This window comes from Paenibacillus sp. HGH0039, assembly GCF_000411255.1.
GTDB lineage: Bacteria > Bacillota > Bacilli > Paenibacillales > NBRC-103111 > Paenibacillus_F.
Window position 1 is genome coordinate 2,583,190 of the sequence record NZ_KE150413.1, and the last position, 15,159, is coordinate 2,598,348.

The following is a 15,159-nucleotide window of genomic DNA, read 5'->3' on the forward strand; positions in this document are numbered from 1 at the left end:
ATGAGCAAGCGGCCGGATAATCGCATTCTTTCTTCACATCCATCCTTCGGTCCCCATCTAACCGTATCTGTGCTAAGATTTTCTCAATGAACGAATGGGAGAGGGGAAAACAGGATGAACCCGATAAAATTCGGCAGTCTTGTCGTTACAGCCACGCTGCTTATGGGGTCTTCGTTTGCGGTCGGCAAAATGGGACTCGCCTACGTTTCGCCGCTGCTGCTTGTGGGAGTCCGTTTTACGCTGGCCGGGGCCCTGATGGCCCTGTGGGTCTTGGGCACGAGAAGGCGAATGCCGCAGACGGCCGCCGGGTGGGGACGGATCGCCTTGATCGGCCTTTTTCAGACAACGGGAGTGATGGCGTGCATTTTTCTGAGCCTGAGAACCATTTCCGCCGGAGAGTCGTCGCTGCTAACCTTTGTGAATCCGCTGCTGGTCGTGCTGCTGGGCACTCTTTTTCTCGGGATGAAGTACCGGTGGTCCCAGTGGGCCGGCATAGGGGTCGGATTTCTGGGAGTCGCCGTGACGCTCGGGTTCCAACTGGATTTTAAAACAGGAACCCTATTCGGGCTGGGCTCCGCAGTATTCTGGGCGGCCGCAACGCTGCTCGTCAAACGCTGGAGCGCTTCTTTCGACATTTGGGTCATGACCGCTTTTCAAATGCTGGCGGGCGGACTGGCACTGCTTGTACTCGGCCTGCTAGTGGAAAAACCGCTTTTTGTGCTGAATGCGGATTCGCTATGGATCATTCTGTATCTCGCGGTACTGGGCTCCATTGTGCAGTTTGCGGCCTGGTATTATCTGCTGAGCAGGGGAGATCCCGGAAAGACGAGCGCCTTTCTTTTTCTGGCCCCGTTCTTCGGCGTGCTTTCGGGCTGGCTGCTGCTGGGCGAGACCGTCCGCTCATATGTGTACGTAGGAGGTCTGCTGATTCTGGCCGGTATCTTCCTCGTAAACTGGGCGCCTGCCCGAACCGGTGCCGGGTCGTCCCGTTTTGAAAAAGATCATTCCGCCTGATCACCGGAGCCTATGGTTCAAAAACCAAAATATGGAGAATAAACCTGTAATCCGGAACCTGTTTTAAAGGGCGGGAAGGCGGTATGATGAACACGGGATTGCAATTAGGAAAAGGGGGATCATGGATGATGAACCGCAAGCGGCTTTCCTTGCTCTTGTCCGTATTTCTGCTTCTCAGTCTCTTCTCGTCCTTTGTGCTCGGCCGGACCGCCGGAGCTTCTTCAGCCAGCGATTGGGTGCCGGTCTGGAGCGATGAATTTAACGGCCCAAACGGGTCGGGACCGGATTCTTCGAAGTGGAATCTGGAAACCGGAGCCGGCGGCTGGGGAAATAACGAGCTGCAGCACTATACCAGCCGCACGTCCAACGCTTATCAGGAAAACGGAAATCTGGTCATTCAGGCTTTAAAAGAAAACTATAACGGCTCGGGTTACACGTCCGCGCGCCTCACGACGCAAAATAAATTCAACCTCAAATACGGGCGGGTTGAAATGCGCGCCAAGCTGCCTTACGGGAAAGGAATCTGGCCCGCTTTCTGGATGCTCGGCAAAGACATCGGCACCATAGGCTGGCCCGCCAGCGGCGAGATCGACATTATGGAGTATGTCGGCGCTCTGGAACCGAACCGCGCGTACGGAACTCTGCACGGACCGGGCTATTCCGGCTGCTGCGGCCTCTCCGGTTCGTATCTGCATCCGCAGAATTTGAGCAATGACTACCACACGTTCGCTTTGGAGTGGGAGCCCGGCGTGTTCAAGTGGTTCGTAGACGGCAAGCTGTTTCACACGAGAACGCTGGCGGACGCAGGCACGAATGCCTGGGTGTTCGACAAGGAATTTTTCTTCCTGTTGAACCTCGCTGTGGGAGGCAACTGGCCGGGTTACCCCGACGGTACGACAGTCTTCCCGCAAAAATATTACATCGACTATGTCCGTGTATGGCAGCGCGCGGGAGGCTATAACGTCGTCGCCCTGAAATCGGAAGCGAACGGAAAATACGTGACCGCCGAACATGCAGGCGCCAGCCCGCTGATCGCCCGTTCCGAGACCGTCAGCGGCTGGGAGAAGTTCGAGCTGGTCGACCTCGGCGGCGGTAAGGTCGCCCTGAGAGCGCTTATCAACAACCGTTACGTTTCCGCGGACAATGCGGGAGGAAGCCCGCTCATTGCGAACCGGGAAGCGATCGGCACCTGGGAGACTTTTGAGCTCGGTAAGACGGCGGACGGCAAGCAGACGTTAAAAGCGCTGGCGAACAACCAATATGTGTGCGCCGACAACGAAGGCGCGAGCCCGCTGATCGCGAACCGCGCCACGGCCAGCAAGTGGGAGAGCTTCGTATTAATGAAGCAGAATCCGTAAGCGGCCGCTCTCCGGCCAAACGACAGGCAATGACAGGAGTTTCCTTTGGGTAAAGGAGGCTCCTGTCTTTTTTGTGCCGGAAAGCTGGCAGGAAGCGAATACCGCAAGCTTGGATCAGGGTACTTCCGAGTGCCTAAGGCGCGCAAAAGCACCTATCGAACTTTAAAGTGCTTACTTCACGAAAGAGTAAGCAGGGCGCATAATAGGACATGCTACATTTTAAGCCTACACAACAGGAGGTCATCCGAGAATGACTAAACATCTGCAAGATACAACTACTCTTCACAACGGAGTTAAAATGCCCTGGCTCGGTCTCGGCGTTTTTAAAGTAGAGGAAGGCCCCGAACTGGTAGAAGCGGTTAAAACGGCTATCAAAAACGGGTACCGGAGTATCGATACGGCCGCCGTATACGGCAACGAGGAAGGGGTCGGCCAAGGAATCAGGGAAGGTCTGGCCGAAACGGGTCTTTCCCGGGAAGAGCTTTTCGTCACTTCGAAAGTCTGGAATGCGGATCAGGGTTACGAATCTGCTCTCCAGGCGTTTGAAGTCAGTCTGCGGAAGCTCGGCCTGGACTACCTCGATTTGTACCTGATCCACTGGCCTGTCCAAGGGAAATACAAAGACACGTGGCGCGCTCTTGAAGCCATTTACGAGTCGGGCAAAGCCCGGTCTATCGGAGTCAGCAATTTCCATGTCCATCATTTGCAGGACCTTCTGCAGGAGGCGAAGATCAAGCCGATGGTCGACCAGGTCGAATTTCATCCGTGCTTGACCCAGGAAGAACTGCGGGCTTACTGCCGCGAACAGGGAATCCAGTTTGAAGCGTGGTCCCCGCTTATGCAGGGCGAGCTGCTGGATAACGAGGTTCTGAAGACCGTTGCGGGCCGTCACGGCAAATCCGTCGCACAGGTTATTCTGAGATGGGATCTGCAAAACGGCGTGGTGACAATCCCGAAATCGACGAAAGAGCACCGCATTATCGAAAACGCAAGCGTGTTCGATTTCGAGCTGACGCCGGATGAAATGAGCCGGATCAGCGGCTTGAACGAAAATAAAAGAGTCGGTCCGGACCCGGACAACTTTGATTTCTAGGCATAAATATTGCTCAAAAATTCGAGCGGATCAGTGCCGCCCCGATGCTTTGCCGTCCGGCTTATGCACCGGAGCCAGATGCTGTGCAGTTCCTAAAAGCCGTCCTTTGGACGGCTTTTTTGCTGTTTCGGCTCCCCGGGAGCAATTTTTAGGTTCTATTAAGTTGCTTTTAAGATTCGGAGAGGATAATCAAGGAAAAACCCTGGAGGAAGCTATGTCTATACGCATGCGGCTTACTTTGTTATATTCGGGTATTCTTTCCGCTACACTGCTGTTGTTCGGCATTGTCCTGTACAGCTTTCTGCAGATTTATTTTATTAATGACCTTAAAGATTCGCTCAGAGAGCAGACGGATGTGCTGCAGGAGAGTGTCACCTATAAGCTGAAGGTTGATCCCCTGGGCTCCGATCTGGACATTCAGCTCGACCATGTCGATACCGTCCAGTCGGGCATGTACCTGCAGCTCGTCAATTTGATCAACGGCGATAAGGCGAGGACGCGAAATTTGGGCCAGGTGGAACTGCCGTTCTCCAAAGATGCCGCCGGTAAAAAAACGGAGGGCTACTACATTACCGAAGAGGTCCAGCAATCACCGTTTCTCATCTACAATCAGCCGCTGCTGCTGAACGGGAAGCTAGTAGGCGTACTGCAATCCGCCTATAATATCGGCTTGATCGATAAATTTCTGTCCATACTCCGGCTTGTGCTGATTCTGCTCTCTCTGGTGATCGTCTGCACGGCCTCGTTCATGGGCTGGCTCTCCTCCAAGCGGGCGCTGAAGCCCGTATACGCCTTGATTGAGGCGACCCGCCAAATTCAGAAAAGCGACGATCTGGGCAACCGGATCGCCGTTAAACCGACGGGAGACGAAGTCAGCCTGCTGGGGACGACCATCAACGGCATGCTGGAACGCATCCAGCACATGTACGGGGAACTGGACAAGTCCTACATGACCCAGCGGAGGTTTGTGGCAGACGCCTCCCACGAATTAAGAACACCTTTGACGACGATAAGCGGCAATGCGGAATTTTTACAAAAGGCTTGGCTGTCGTTCCGGCAGGCTCCGGAGCGGAGGATAGACAAGGAGCAATTGGAACTGTCTATCGAAGCCATTCACGATATTGCCGACGAGGCAGGCCGGATGGGGAGGCTGGTGCATAATCTGCTGACTTTGGCGCGTGCCGATTCGGGGCTTCATCTGAGAAAAGACAGACTGAACATAAGCTCCATCGTCCAGGATGTCATCCGCAAATCCCAGGTGCTTGCGAAATCCGCCGAGTTTCAAGCCGGTCCACTGGAGGGTCTGGAATCTTTGCAGATTGTGGGCGACAGGGATTACCTGCAGCAGCTTTTGTTTATTTTCGTGGAAAATGCCTTCAAGTATACCGAAAACGGCTGTGTGAGGTTCTTCGCAAGGGCGGCGGGAGAAAATGCGGAGCTTATTATCGAGGACACCGGAATCGGCATGGACGAAGCGGATATTCCGCATATCTTCGACCGGTTTTACCGGGCCGATCCTTCAAGAGGCGAAACGGAGGGGACCGGCCTTGGGTTGTCGATCGCGAAATGGATACTGGAGGAACATCGGGGAACCGTCGAGATCCGAAGCCGCCGGAACGAAGGAACCCGTTTTACGATCCGGCTTCCGGTCGTTCCCGCTACCCATGAGGAAGGAAGAATGCCCGCCTTGAGTGAAGCTGCTTCCGCGGGGATCGAAGGATAATCAGTGTTCTAAAAACGGGAAAAGCCGCTGCTTCAGCGGCTTTTTTTTGTGCGAATTGCAGGAAGGGATGATAAATAATTAATAACATTAATTAAAATGGTTAATGACGTTAATTGAATCGGAACGTTGTCTTCATTCATGAAACGAGGGGTACCTCCTGTGTAAGCTTACACTTCTATATTCGCTTTTTTCGGACAAAAGGTTCGATCCGGCAAAAAAGAGATTTCCGTCTTATGACGGCACAGCAAAAAAGCCAGAGCCGCAGCTCTGACTTTACTAGGTACGGGAAGGTTCTTCAAGGCGCGGATTGTCCGCGTCCGGTTCGGACGATGCCCACAGCACCCACCAGATAAGAAGAGGCTGGAACAACAAGCGCAGCCAGAGGAGCGAAGGGGGGCGTATACGATTGGGACGGGGCGGGAATGTGGTACAGGGCCGCGCAAATGTTGGCGGGAAACACAAGTACGAGGTAGACGGCGATGATCACTCCCGGCCGGAATCACGATCAGACAACGGGCCGCTTCTGTTTGCGCAGCGAGTCGAGCAGTTCCGGTCCCGCGTGCAGGTTATCGCGGACCAGGTCCCGCGGAGTCAGCGCCATCCATTGGTTAAGCGAGACGTCCGCGAACCGGTCGCTTTTGAACATTTCCAGAAACCAGACGGTCTCTTCGCCCGTGTTCTGGATATAGTGGCCGTAGGCGAACGGAACGTAGCCGACATCGCCCGCCCGGTAGTCGAAGGTGCGGGCGGAGCCGTTCCCGCCGAAGACGGTCATCCGCGCCTGGCCGGAGAGGTAGTACTGCCATTCGTCCTGGTTGGGGTGCCAGTGCAGCTCGCGCATGGCGCCGGGCTTCAGTTCGACCAGGGCGGCGGCAACCGTTACGGAGACGGGGAAGTTGGAGGAATCCACGACCCGCACGCTGCCCCCGGGCATGACCGTCGGCGTTTGCGCAAGAAGCCTGTGCTTGAAGCTCCGTGGAATTGCGCCGTAGGGGGACTCGATTTCCTGGGAGACAATAGAGCCGGGAACTTTGTCCTGGAAAATATATACCTGCCCGGACGGTATGTTCTCGAAAGCGCTCTCGTCCACCCCGAAATTAGCCGCGAGAACGTCCGGGGGCGTGTGGGCGAACCAGTCCGAGATGGACAAGGTGTTGAGATCGGAAAAGCTCCCGTCGTCGAAGACGAGCAGAAATTCGCATCCTTCCGCCAGCCCCTGGATGGAATGGGGAATACCCGGCGGGAAATACCACAGGTCGCCTTCGCCCACATCGTCGATGAAATTGCGGCCTTTCTCGTCCACCGCCGTAATTCTCGCTTTTCCCGTCAGCATGTACGCCCACTCGGCCTGCTGGTGCCAGTGCAGCTCGCGCACGCCGCCGGGGGTCAGACGCATATCGACGCCTGCAAGCGTCTTGGCGATGGGAAGCTCGCGGACCGTAACTTCACGGGACCAGCCGCCGTGGTTCAACTGCATGTGAGCATCGGAGAACGAGAATTTCATGTTCGGGATCAAACCCGCATCGGTAGCGGGAGGGACCAGCATGTTCGGATTTTCCAGATCGCGCAAAATATCGCGCGGACCGGGGTCGGTGGCTCCCGCGCCGTCGGCCCGAATGGGCTGGGGGATTTGAAGCTCTTCTTTTACCGGCTTGCTCATGACATCCGCTCCTTCGTTCAGGCGAGGAAGTATCTCGCCAAGTTTATCAAGCCTATACATATGCGGCACCGTTTGTCCGTTAGTTATGTAAAATCGCCACGGGATTGCCCTATATGGCGGAAGCCGTTGGGCTGCGGGGTTGCAAAAGAAGCGGAAATTTCCTACAATGAACACAAAACTTTATTGATAATAATTCTCAATTATAAGATCGAAAGGGGAAGCGCTTATGCCGTCGGCCATACAAATCGATAGGATGCATGATTATTTCGATCGTTTTTCCGAGCATATGGAGGGACAGATTTCCGGCAGCGGCGGGGAGCGGACGCTTCTGCTTTCTCCGAGGCTGGGAGAGGGGACTCTGACCCGGATTCCCATTCGAACGGGCATGGAAATTGTCATTTCGGATTTCGAATTAATCCGTGATCTTAAAGTGCAGGTTCACGGGTCTTACAGCTTGTTCGAGCTGAACTATTGTCTGGAAGGGGACATTTACTGCGCCTGGGAAGGAAACGAGCTGCAAACCGGCAGTCTCAGCGGCAATGTCTTTTTTATGGAGAATATGAACGTGTATATGGAGAAAAAAGGCGGCGTCCGCAACCGGACGCTGGAAATACGGCTGCATCCCGAGCTGCTGCTCCGCAGTGCGAGAGGGCCCGAAGAGACCGAGCAGATCCGTCATCTGCTCTCGCGCAGCCGGGGCAGGATCGGAAGGTTTACGGATACCCCGCTTATCCGGCAGGGGGTCCGGGATCTTTTGCAGTCCGGACGTCTGGGGAGCATGCGCAGATGGTACGCGGAAAGTAAAGCGATGGAGCTGATCGCGCTGATCAGTCAGCCGGAAGACGGCGTTAAGGAAGCTGCGGGGATCAGCCTGACACCGGACGACCGGAACCGCCTGGCGGAGGCGAGAAGGCACGTGCTGGACCGGCTGGATAGTCCGCCGTCTATCCCGGAGCTGGCACAGCTGTGCGGAGTCAATGAACACAAGTTAAAAAAAGGCTTTCGCTCGTTGTTCGGCATGACCGTTTATGAACTGGTACGCAGAGAGCGGATGAAGAGAGCGGCCGAATATATGGACCGGGGAATGAATGTGAGCGAAGCGGCCGTTCAGCTCGGTTATGCGAACATGAGCAATTTCACGGCCGCGTTCCGGAAACAGTTCGGTTTGAATCCGGGGCAATATCTTAAACAAGCCAATCATGAACGGGTCCGTTTGTGAGGCTGATCCGGCGGAAGAATGCGTATGGGCCGTTATTGTCCATGGCTGACTTTCCGGGTAAAGCTTGTTGTGCCCTGCTCGGCCATCGGTGTTCGGCCAGTACAACTCCCTATGTGCGCCATAACCCCGTACTCGGCGGACCGCTGGCGTTACCCGGGCAGATCAGGTGTCAAAGCAGCTTCCTATCAGAATTGCCTGTAACGATCCCCTTGCCGCCTGCGGCAAAGGGATTTTTGCCGTACCTGCTCCTTCAACAGGCAGAATTGCTTCGCCGGCAGGTAGCGGGCTTTTCCGGGCTTGAACGATAATAAAAAACGTACGAATATCGTTCGACCGGGAAAGGAGACAAAGTCTATGAAAAAACGGTTTCTGCTTATTTTTTTGACCGTGCTGGCCGCTATGACTTCAATCGCGACGTTTAATCCGATCCTCGGGCTGTTGGCCAGAAGTATGGGACTGAGTGAAATCCAGACCGGCAGTCTGGTATCGGTAACGGGCTTGTTCTGGATCACGGGGACCTTCTTATGGGCAAAATGGGCGCGAACGGGCCGGAAGCTGGTGATGATTACGGCCCTGCTCGGTTATATTGTGACCCTGGCGGCGTTTGCCGTCCTATCCGACCTCGCCCGCAGCGGGGAACCTGACCCCGCCCGGCTCTACATTCAACTGCTGTTCCTGCGCGCGGCCGGAGGTTTCTTCTTCGGAGCGATTCCCGCTATGGCGCAGAGCTATCTCATGGAGTGGACGACGGCGGAAAACCGCGCTTCCGGAATGGCGCTGTTCGGAGGGGCGAACGGGCTCGGCTTCGTTCTCGGACCCGCGCTCGGCGCCCTGCTAACGCCTGTCGGTCTTACGGCGCCGATGTACGCTTCCGCCGTGCTGCTGGCACTGACGGCGGCCGCATTCTGGCTGATGATTCCCGGCGGCCGGCCGGCGGTTGCAAGTACCCGCGCCGGCAAGCTGTCCGCCGCCGACCCGAGAATTTCGCTGTACCTGGCAATCGGGCTGACCTTGTCCATCGTCATGATTATTCTTCAGGTGACCTGCGGCATTTTCATCCAGGACCGCTTGTCCGTCACTTCAGAGGCTGCCGCGCGGTACATCGGCCTCGGGCTTTCGTCGGCGGGGGTGCTCGTGGTCGTCGTTCAGCTGCTGATCGGCCGCTATCTGAAATGGCCGACGGGCAGGCTCCTCAAGATCGGCCTGTCGTCCCTGTGCGCAGCCTTTCTGTTGTTCTTGCTCTGGCCCGCGATGTACCTGCTTGTTTTCCTCCTGTTCGGCATCGGCATCGGGTTTACGCTTCCCGGTTACATTACGGCGGCATCGCTCGCGGTCACAGAGGAGGAGCAGCCGTCGGTCGCTTCTTTCACCGCGGCGGTACAAGGCGTCGGCTCGTTTGCGGGACCGTTGACGGGAACGCTGCTCTACTCCCTGCACACATCGGCTCCTTATGCCGTCTGTGCGCTGCTGACAGCCGTGTTTGTCCTGGCTGTGTGGGCCCGGCCCCGCCCGGGCGCTTTCCGCCAAGCTGCTTCCGCTCCGTCCGACCGGACCCGTTAAAGGTTCGCGCTTAGGCAGCCCGTTCCTCTAATCCCCTCCTTACCGCCACGGCTGTTAGAAATGCCGCAGCCGGTTATGGTACAATCACGTAGCCGGACGAGACGGCAATTATACAAGCTGAAATAGAGGTGCCCTATGCCGAATATGATTCTCCTAAACGATCAGGTAAGTCCTGAAATCAAAGCGAGTATAGCCGGAGCGGAAGAATATCCGGAAATTGAGCGGTTGATGGTGGAGACCGCGAAATGGCTGCGGAGCAAAGGGTCGACCCAGTGGTCGGGACTGCTGTCGGGCAGTGACGATCACGATATGGCGGGGGCCCTGGAACGCCAAGAGGTTGTTGTGTTCAAAGCAGCGGAAGGCACCCTTCTGGCGTGCGCGATTCTCCAGCAGGAAGCGGAGGACTGGGACCGCAAATTATGGCGGCTGGACCCCGGGGAGTCCGGCACGGCAATTTATCTTCACCGGCTGACCGTTAACCGCGGGCAATCGGGCAGAAGTCTCGGCAAAACGGTGATGGACTGGATCCGGCAGGAAATGTCGTTTCCGGGCAAAGACCGGATTCGTCTGGACTGTATCGGCAGCAACGAGACCTTAAACGCCTTTTACAAAACGTGCGGCTACACGTATATCGGCGAGTCGGACGGATTCAGCCTGTACGAAAATAGGCTGCCCGTGCGCTGAATATCTGCTTTCGTTCCCGTCCTCCAAGAGGGCGGGAGCTTTTTTATTTCACGTTCCGGCCTGCTGCGAAAGCCTATTGACAAATGGAAAAAACTTGCTTATCCTGATATTGACTGAATTAGTCAATCAAAAATCATAGCAGTGTGCACGATTTAATTTTTTTTGCAGAGAAATTGACTGAACTAATCAATCAAAATAAAGGAGCGAAAATGATGAACACGTATGAGACCGGGAATCGCGAGAAAAGAAAAGCGCTTGTAATCGGCGGGAGCATAGGTGGATTGTTAACCGCAAGAGTGCTCGCGGATTTTTATGATGAGGTGCTTGTGATCGACAAAGACGAATTTCCCGGGGAACCCGCTGACCGTTCCGGGACGCCGCAAGGCTACCATCCTCATAGTTTTACGCCGCGCGGGAAGACGATTGTCGAGCGTTTTTTTCCCGGCTACGAGGAGGATCTGCTTCAACTGGGCGCGCTGTCTTCACTGAACAAAACCGTGACGAACACGAACGAGTACGGAACGATCAGCGGCCCTTACCAGCGCAATGACCTCAAGTTCAGCAGAGCTCTCCTGGAGTGGGTGATCCGCGAGCGGGTGAAACGTATCCCGCAGGTGTCTTTTCTGCCGGGCCATGAGGCGGTTCAGCTTATGAGCACCCCGGACCGGAAGAAAGTGACGGGCGCGGTTATACGGGGAAGGAGCAGCGGCGGAGAGGAGAAGCCCTGTCAGGCGGATCTCGTTGTCGATACGGGCGGACGGCTGTCCAAGCTGACTAAGTGGCTGGAAGTTATGGGGCTGGAAGTGCCCGCCTCCGATTATTTGAACGTAGAGCTCGGTTACAGTACCCGCAGGTACCGGGTGCCGGCCGCTAAGGAACATCTGGTCAAGGAGTGGGATGTGATTAATATTGCCGGGCAGCCGGCTAAAGGAACGTTTACGGGTGTGTTGTCCTTCATCGAAAATAACGTGGCGGAAATGCTCCTGTACCGTCCGGGAGGACAATACCCGCCAACGAAAGAAGCCGAATACGAAAAGGCGGCCGCGAATCTCCCTGACTCGGTCATCGCTGAAATTCTCGGAGAGCTGGAACCGGCCGCGTCTCCGAGAGGATTCCGCGTGCCGCAGCTGTACCGCCGGCATTTCGAGCAAATGACGGACTGGCCTGCGGGGCTACTTGTTCTCGGCGACGCCTACTGCATCTACGATCCGATCTTCGGGCAGGGGATGACGGTGGCAGCCATCGAAGCGGAGACCCTTGAAGCCTGCCTGCGGAGGCAGAGTCTGGCGCCGGCGCCTTCTCCCGCGTTCGAACGCAACGTGCTGCGCCGTCTCCAGGATGTGATTGAGCCGGCCTGGTGGTTAAACTGCGCGGCCGACCTGCGCTGGGAAGGCGTGACGTATTCGGGCGCCGCGCCCCTGAAAGGAATCGAGTTCGGGCGGAGATACATGAATCTGGTGCTGAAATACGCGACCGGGGAAAAGAATATGAAATTTTTCGGGCTGTACTGGGCCGTCAATACGCTTGCCCTGCCGCCGGGTCATCTGTTCCATCCGGACATGGTGCGGGAGGTGCTGTCTTCCTCCGAGGAAGGCAGAAGGCTGCTTGACGAGCTTCTTCCGGAGGGCTCCGGTTCCCTGGCCGCCGTACTGGAAGAGATCATCCCGGCGTTTTCCGAAACGGCTTACGAAACGGTCTGAAAGGATGATATAATTTGGGCATCAGCACGTGAAGTGGAGGATTACAGTGGCACCATTAAACGATCAGCAGTTAAATCAGATACGGGATGAACGCAGAATACAAATTATGGGGGCCGCGCTTCGCGTTTTTGCGAGAAGGGGAATCATCGGCACGAAAATGAGCATGATCGCCGCGGAGGCCGGAATCAGTCACGGTCTGCTCTACCATTACTTTACTTCGAAAGAAGAGTTGTTTACTACGCTTGTCCAAGGCGCAATGGAAGCTTCGCAAGAAGCCATGAAGGAAGTTTACCTGCTTCCGGGTACGCCGCTTGATAAAATCAGGAGATTATCCGAAGAGATGCTGGATAAGAGCGGCGCGCTTTATTATCTGCTCATACACCAGGCTCGGACCTCGGAGGGGGTGCCGGATAAGGTAAATCAGCTCATGCGGGATTACTCCTTGGATACGTACGTGGAGCAGCTGCTGCCGCTGTTCCGGGAAGGGCAGGAGCGGGGAGAGCTGGATGCCGGCGATACGGAGGAAATGATCGCGTCTTACGTTTCCGTATTGTCGGGACTTATGGTGGTGACGGCCGACGGGAACGATGATTACCGGGTTCCCCCGGTGGATCGTCTGCTAAGGATGATAACGAAGCGGTAAGAGCGTCACTGGCGCAGCTGCGCCCGTTTAGGCACGGCGAATTTCTTGCAATGCCGCTTAAGCTGCGGCTGATTGCCGGAAGCGGTGCGTTTTATAAAAAGCTCTCGTCCGGGAAACCGGCGGGAGCTTTTTGCGCGGGCTGGGATGCTCACGATTAAGCGGCCAAGCAATAATTTACAAATTCTTCAAACAGGCAAAAGAGGAATAGGGCGCCGGACGGCCGAATAGGTTCAGAGTAAGGAGGCCTTCCTTTTTTAAAAGTTAAAGCGCTTTAACTTATTAGGATTTCAAGGAGGAATTAACTTGCAAACGAAACGATCGGTATCCGTACGTAAACGGGTGAAATCATGTATGAATGCTGCTTTAAGTGTCGGTTTGGCGAGCACACTTCTGCTCACGTCCGTCTTGTTGCCCGGGAACGCTCTTGCGAACTCGAATCCGGCACAAGGAGAAGCATACGCAGCGCCGGCGAACTCCCACGACTCAAACTTTTCTCCGTCCACCCTTCAATTTTTAAAATCGAAGACCGGTCTGGACGGGGAGCAGTGGGACAACATTATGAAACTGGTGAACAAAGCCGAACAAGACTCGCTGAAATGGACCGAGTACTACGGGTACTGCGAAGACATCGACGATGACCGCGGTTATACGATCGGTATTTTCGGGGCGACGACAGGGGGTTCCAACGATACGGGCCCGGACGGACCGGCGCTGTTCAAGGAATATGATGCCGTAAAAGGAGCTTCAAACCCATCTGTGGAAGGCGGCCTTGCCCGGATCGGAGCTCACGGCTCCATGAAGGGATCGATCCTGAAAATTACCGACAGCGAGAAGGTTTTCTGCGGCAAAATCAAAGGTCTGGAGGACGATCCGGCCTGGAGGGAAGCCATGTGGCACACGTTCTATAACGTGTATATCAAATACAGCGTCGAGCAGGCGCGCAATCGCGGATTTAATTCGGCTCTGACGATCGGATCTTTTGTGGATACGGCTTTGAATCAAGGGGCCGAGGGAGACTCGGGAAGTCTGGCGGGCATTCTGGCCAAATCCGGCAGCAGCACGAACGAGAAAACATTTATGACGAACTTCTATGCCAAACGTACGCTGGTAGTGGACACGAACGAATACAACCAGCCTCCCAACGGCAAAAACCGGGTGAAACAGTGGAGTTCGCTTCTTAACACGGGAGAAACGGATTTAAAAGATGCGGATGTGGCGGTTAAGAAAGCAACGAACTGGATCATGAAGTAAACGCAAAAAAGCGGCGCATACAGCCGAGCCTGGAGACAAGGTTCCTTTCGGAACCGGGTCTCCGGGCTTTTTTTACGGGCCAAGCGCCTTGAATTCAATCAAGTTGGCTTCTCACAAGCCGTGCAGGAGTTTTCGGGAACGTGTATGCTGCGCACTTACGGAGGCGGGCGAACAGCCATCTATGCGTCAACAGACTCCGGTTCTGTTCAGCCGAAGAATCCGATCAGCATGATCCCGGCGGTTATCACCAGGGAGCTTAGGATCCGCAGCGTGCCCTGTTTTTCCTTCAGGACGAAAATGCCGAGCAGGGTGGCGAACACGGTTCCGATTTCGCGGACGGGCGACACATGTGCGACCGGCGCATAGGCGAGCGCGAGCAAGAACAGCAGGTAGGAGCCTGTGTTTAAGACGGCGCCGAGCACAATCCGTTTCCCGTTGAGCTTCCATTCGGAAGAGAGCTGCCGGGACGACAGGACCGCGGGAGTTAATCCGGCGGCGAAGCCGATATTGGTTACCTCGAGCAGGGTAAGCGCGGAAACGTGCTGCAAGTTGATTTTATCTACAAGTACGTAGGAAGTCGTACATAAGCCGACGCCCAAGGCCATCAGCACGGGAGCCGGCGAGAATCCTTCTCCGTGTCCGGCGGATTTGCGCGTCAGCAGACCGCTGAGCATGACGAAGCCGATAATCATGCAGAGAAGTCCGATCCAGCCGGGAACGGACAGAGTTTCGCCGAGAAAAGCGACGCCGAATGCCGGAATGAGCAGAGTGTTGGTGCCCCTCATGATCGGATATACTTGGGACAAATCTCCCATCTGATATGTACGGGATAGCAGGAGTCCGTAGACGGCCTGGAGCCCGGCAGAGGACAGAAGCAGGAGCCAGGCCCCCCTATCAAGCGATGCGGACCCTATTTCCTGGATGAACGGGGGAAAAAGGGCAACGGCGGCGATCATGGCGATGCACCACAAAAAAACGCTCTTGTTGCGGCTGCTTTTGGCAAACAGGCTCCAGATGGAATGAGTGAGGCCCGAAAGTACGACGAGTAAAAAGGCAAGAAGGATCATGGAATCATCTCCGTAGCTGTCATCCGCCCGGCGAATTAGGTTTGGCATTCTTTCTTGCCGGACGACGTTGTTGTAAAATGTGGTATTGTGATGTTTCTTGTGGTTTTGAATGTAATTGTATGCTTATATCATCGAGGTGTCAATGTGAAAAACAAACCATACAACAGCCTGGGTTCTTCCGGTCGGA

General features: G+C 55.4%; 12 protein-coding genes. 10 read left to right on the forward strand and 2 right to left on the reverse strand.

Annotation, left to right across the window (positions count from 1 at the left end):
* The first annotated feature begins 114 nt into the window (after positions 1–114).
* The 4 genes from HMPREF1207_RS26150 to HMPREF1207_RS26165 all read left to right on the forward strand — a co-directional run bounded on the left by HMPREF1207_RS26150 (position 115) and on the right by HMPREF1207_RS26165 (position 5,188).
* Positions 115–1,014 (forward strand): DMT family transporter, encoded by a 900-nt coding sequence (locus tag HMPREF1207_RS26150; protein ID WP_009673890.1) that lies wholly within the window; start codon positions 115–117, stop codon positions 1,012–1,014.
* 125 nt (positions 1,015–1,139) lie between these two features.
* Positions 1,140–2,372: a family 16 glycosylhydrolase gene (locus HMPREF1207_RS26155; RefSeq protein ID WP_016424157.1), complete on the forward strand. Its 1,233-nt coding sequence runs from the start codon at positions 1,140–1,142 to the stop codon at positions 2,370–2,372.
* Between the two features lie 250 nt (positions 2,373–2,622).
* Positions 2,623–3,465, forward strand: coding sequence for an aldo/keto reductase (locus HMPREF1207_RS26160; RefSeq protein ID WP_009673587.1), 843 nt, complete (start codon positions 2,623–2,625; stop codon positions 3,463–3,465).
* Positions 3,466–3,679: 214 nt separating this feature from the next.
* Positions 3,680–5,188, forward strand: a complete 1,509-nt coding sequence (locus HMPREF1207_RS26165) for a sensor histidine kinase (RefSeq protein WP_016424158.1) — start codon at positions 3,680–3,682, stop codon at positions 5,186–5,188.
* Positions 5,189–5,693: 505 nt separating this feature from the next.
* On the opposite strand, the gene HMPREF1207_RS26170 is transcribed toward HMPREF1207_RS26165, so the two are convergent.
* The gene (locus HMPREF1207_RS26170) at positions 5,694–6,848 is read right to left on the reverse strand and encodes an oxalate decarboxylase family bicupin (RefSeq protein WP_009673823.1); all 1,155 of its coding nucleotides are present in this window, start codon (positions 6,846–6,848) and stop codon (positions 5,694–5,696) included.
* A 226-nt stretch (positions 6,849–7,074) separates the two neighbouring features.
* On the opposite strand from HMPREF1207_RS26170, the gene HMPREF1207_RS26175 reads away from it, so the two are divergent.
* The 6 genes from HMPREF1207_RS26175 to HMPREF1207_RS26200 all read left to right on the forward strand — a co-directional run bounded on the left by HMPREF1207_RS26175 (position 7,075) and on the right by HMPREF1207_RS26200 (position 13,905).
* Entirely contained in the window at positions 7,075–8,067 is a 993-nt protein-coding gene (locus HMPREF1207_RS26175) for a helix-turn-helix transcriptional regulator (RefSeq protein ID WP_009673669.1), read from the forward strand.
* Between the two features lie 354 nt (positions 8,068–8,421).
* The gene (locus HMPREF1207_RS26180; protein WP_009673836.1) at positions 8,422–9,627 is read left to right on the forward strand and encodes an MFS transporter; all 1,206 of its coding nucleotides are present in this window, start codon (positions 8,422–8,424) and stop codon (positions 9,625–9,627) included.
* A 135-nt stretch (positions 9,628–9,762) separates the two neighbouring features.
* A complete protein-coding gene (locus HMPREF1207_RS26185) occupies positions 9,763–10,311 on the forward strand; it encodes a GNAT family N-acetyltransferase (RefSeq protein ID WP_009673632.1) in 549 nt (182 codons plus the stop codon).
* Positions 10,312–10,520: 209 nt separating this feature from the next.
* Entirely contained in the window at positions 10,521–12,011 is a 1,491-nt protein-coding gene (locus tag HMPREF1207_RS26190) for an NAD(P)/FAD-dependent oxidoreductase (RefSeq protein ID WP_016424159.1), read from the forward strand.
* A 46-nt stretch (positions 12,012–12,057) separates the two neighbouring features.
* A complete protein-coding gene (locus HMPREF1207_RS26195; protein WP_009673604.1) occupies positions 12,058–12,654 on the forward strand; it encodes a TetR/AcrR family transcriptional regulator in 597 nt (198 codons plus the stop codon).
* 303 nt (positions 12,655–12,957) lie between these two features.
* Positions 12,958–13,905 (forward strand): chitosanase, encoded by a 948-nt coding sequence (locus tag HMPREF1207_RS26200; RefSeq protein WP_009673859.1) that lies wholly within the window; start codon positions 12,958–12,960, stop codon positions 13,903–13,905.
* A 206-nt stretch (positions 13,906–14,111) separates the two neighbouring features.
* On the opposite strand, the gene HMPREF1207_RS26205 is transcribed toward HMPREF1207_RS26200, so the two are convergent.
* Positions 14,112–14,972 carry an EamA family transporter gene (locus tag HMPREF1207_RS26205; RefSeq protein ID WP_009673556.1) on the reverse strand — a complete coding sequence of 287 codons (861 nt, stop codon included), beginning with the start codon at positions 14,970–14,972 and terminating at the stop codon, positions 14,112–14,114.
* Positions 14,973–15,159: the final 187 nt, after the last annotated feature.

Excerpts from the sequence above, each read along its gene's own strand:
- HMPREF1207_RS26150 (WP_009673890.1), top strand. The coding sequence starts at position 115 with ATGAACCCGATAAAATTCGGCAGTCTTGTCGTTACAGCCACGCTGCTT.
- HMPREF1207_RS26155 (WP_016424157.1), top strand. The coding sequence starts at position 1,140 with ATGATGAACCGCAAGCGGCTTTCCTTGCTCTTGTCCGTATTTCTGCTT.
- HMPREF1207_RS26160 (WP_009673587.1), top strand. The coding sequence starts at position 2,623 with ATGACTAAACATCTGCAAGATACAACTACTCTTCACAACGGAGTTAAA.
- HMPREF1207_RS26165 (WP_016424158.1), top strand. The coding sequence starts at position 3,680 with ATGTCTATACGCATGCGGCTTACTTTGTTATATTCGGGTATTCTTTCC.
- HMPREF1207_RS26170 (WP_009673823.1), bottom strand. The coding sequence starts at position 6,848 with ATGAGCAAGCCGGTAAAAGAAGAGCTTCAAATCCCCCAGCCCATTCGG.
- HMPREF1207_RS26175 (WP_009673669.1), top strand. The coding sequence starts at position 7,075 with ATGCCGTCGGCCATACAAATCGATAGGATGCATGATTATTTCGATCGT.
- HMPREF1207_RS26180 (WP_009673836.1), top strand. The coding sequence starts at position 8,422 with ATGAAAAAACGGTTTCTGCTTATTTTTTTGACCGTGCTGGCCGCTATG.
- HMPREF1207_RS26185 (WP_009673632.1), top strand. The coding sequence starts at position 9,763 with ATGCCGAATATGATTCTCCTAAACGATCAGGTAAGTCCTGAAATCAAA.
- HMPREF1207_RS26190 (WP_016424159.1), top strand. The coding sequence starts at position 10,521 with ATGATGAACACGTATGAGACCGGGAATCGCGAGAAAAGAAAAGCGCTT.
- HMPREF1207_RS26205 (WP_009673556.1), bottom strand. The coding sequence starts at position 14,972 with ATGATCCTTCTTGCCTTTTTACTCGTCGTACTTTCGGGCCTCACTCAT.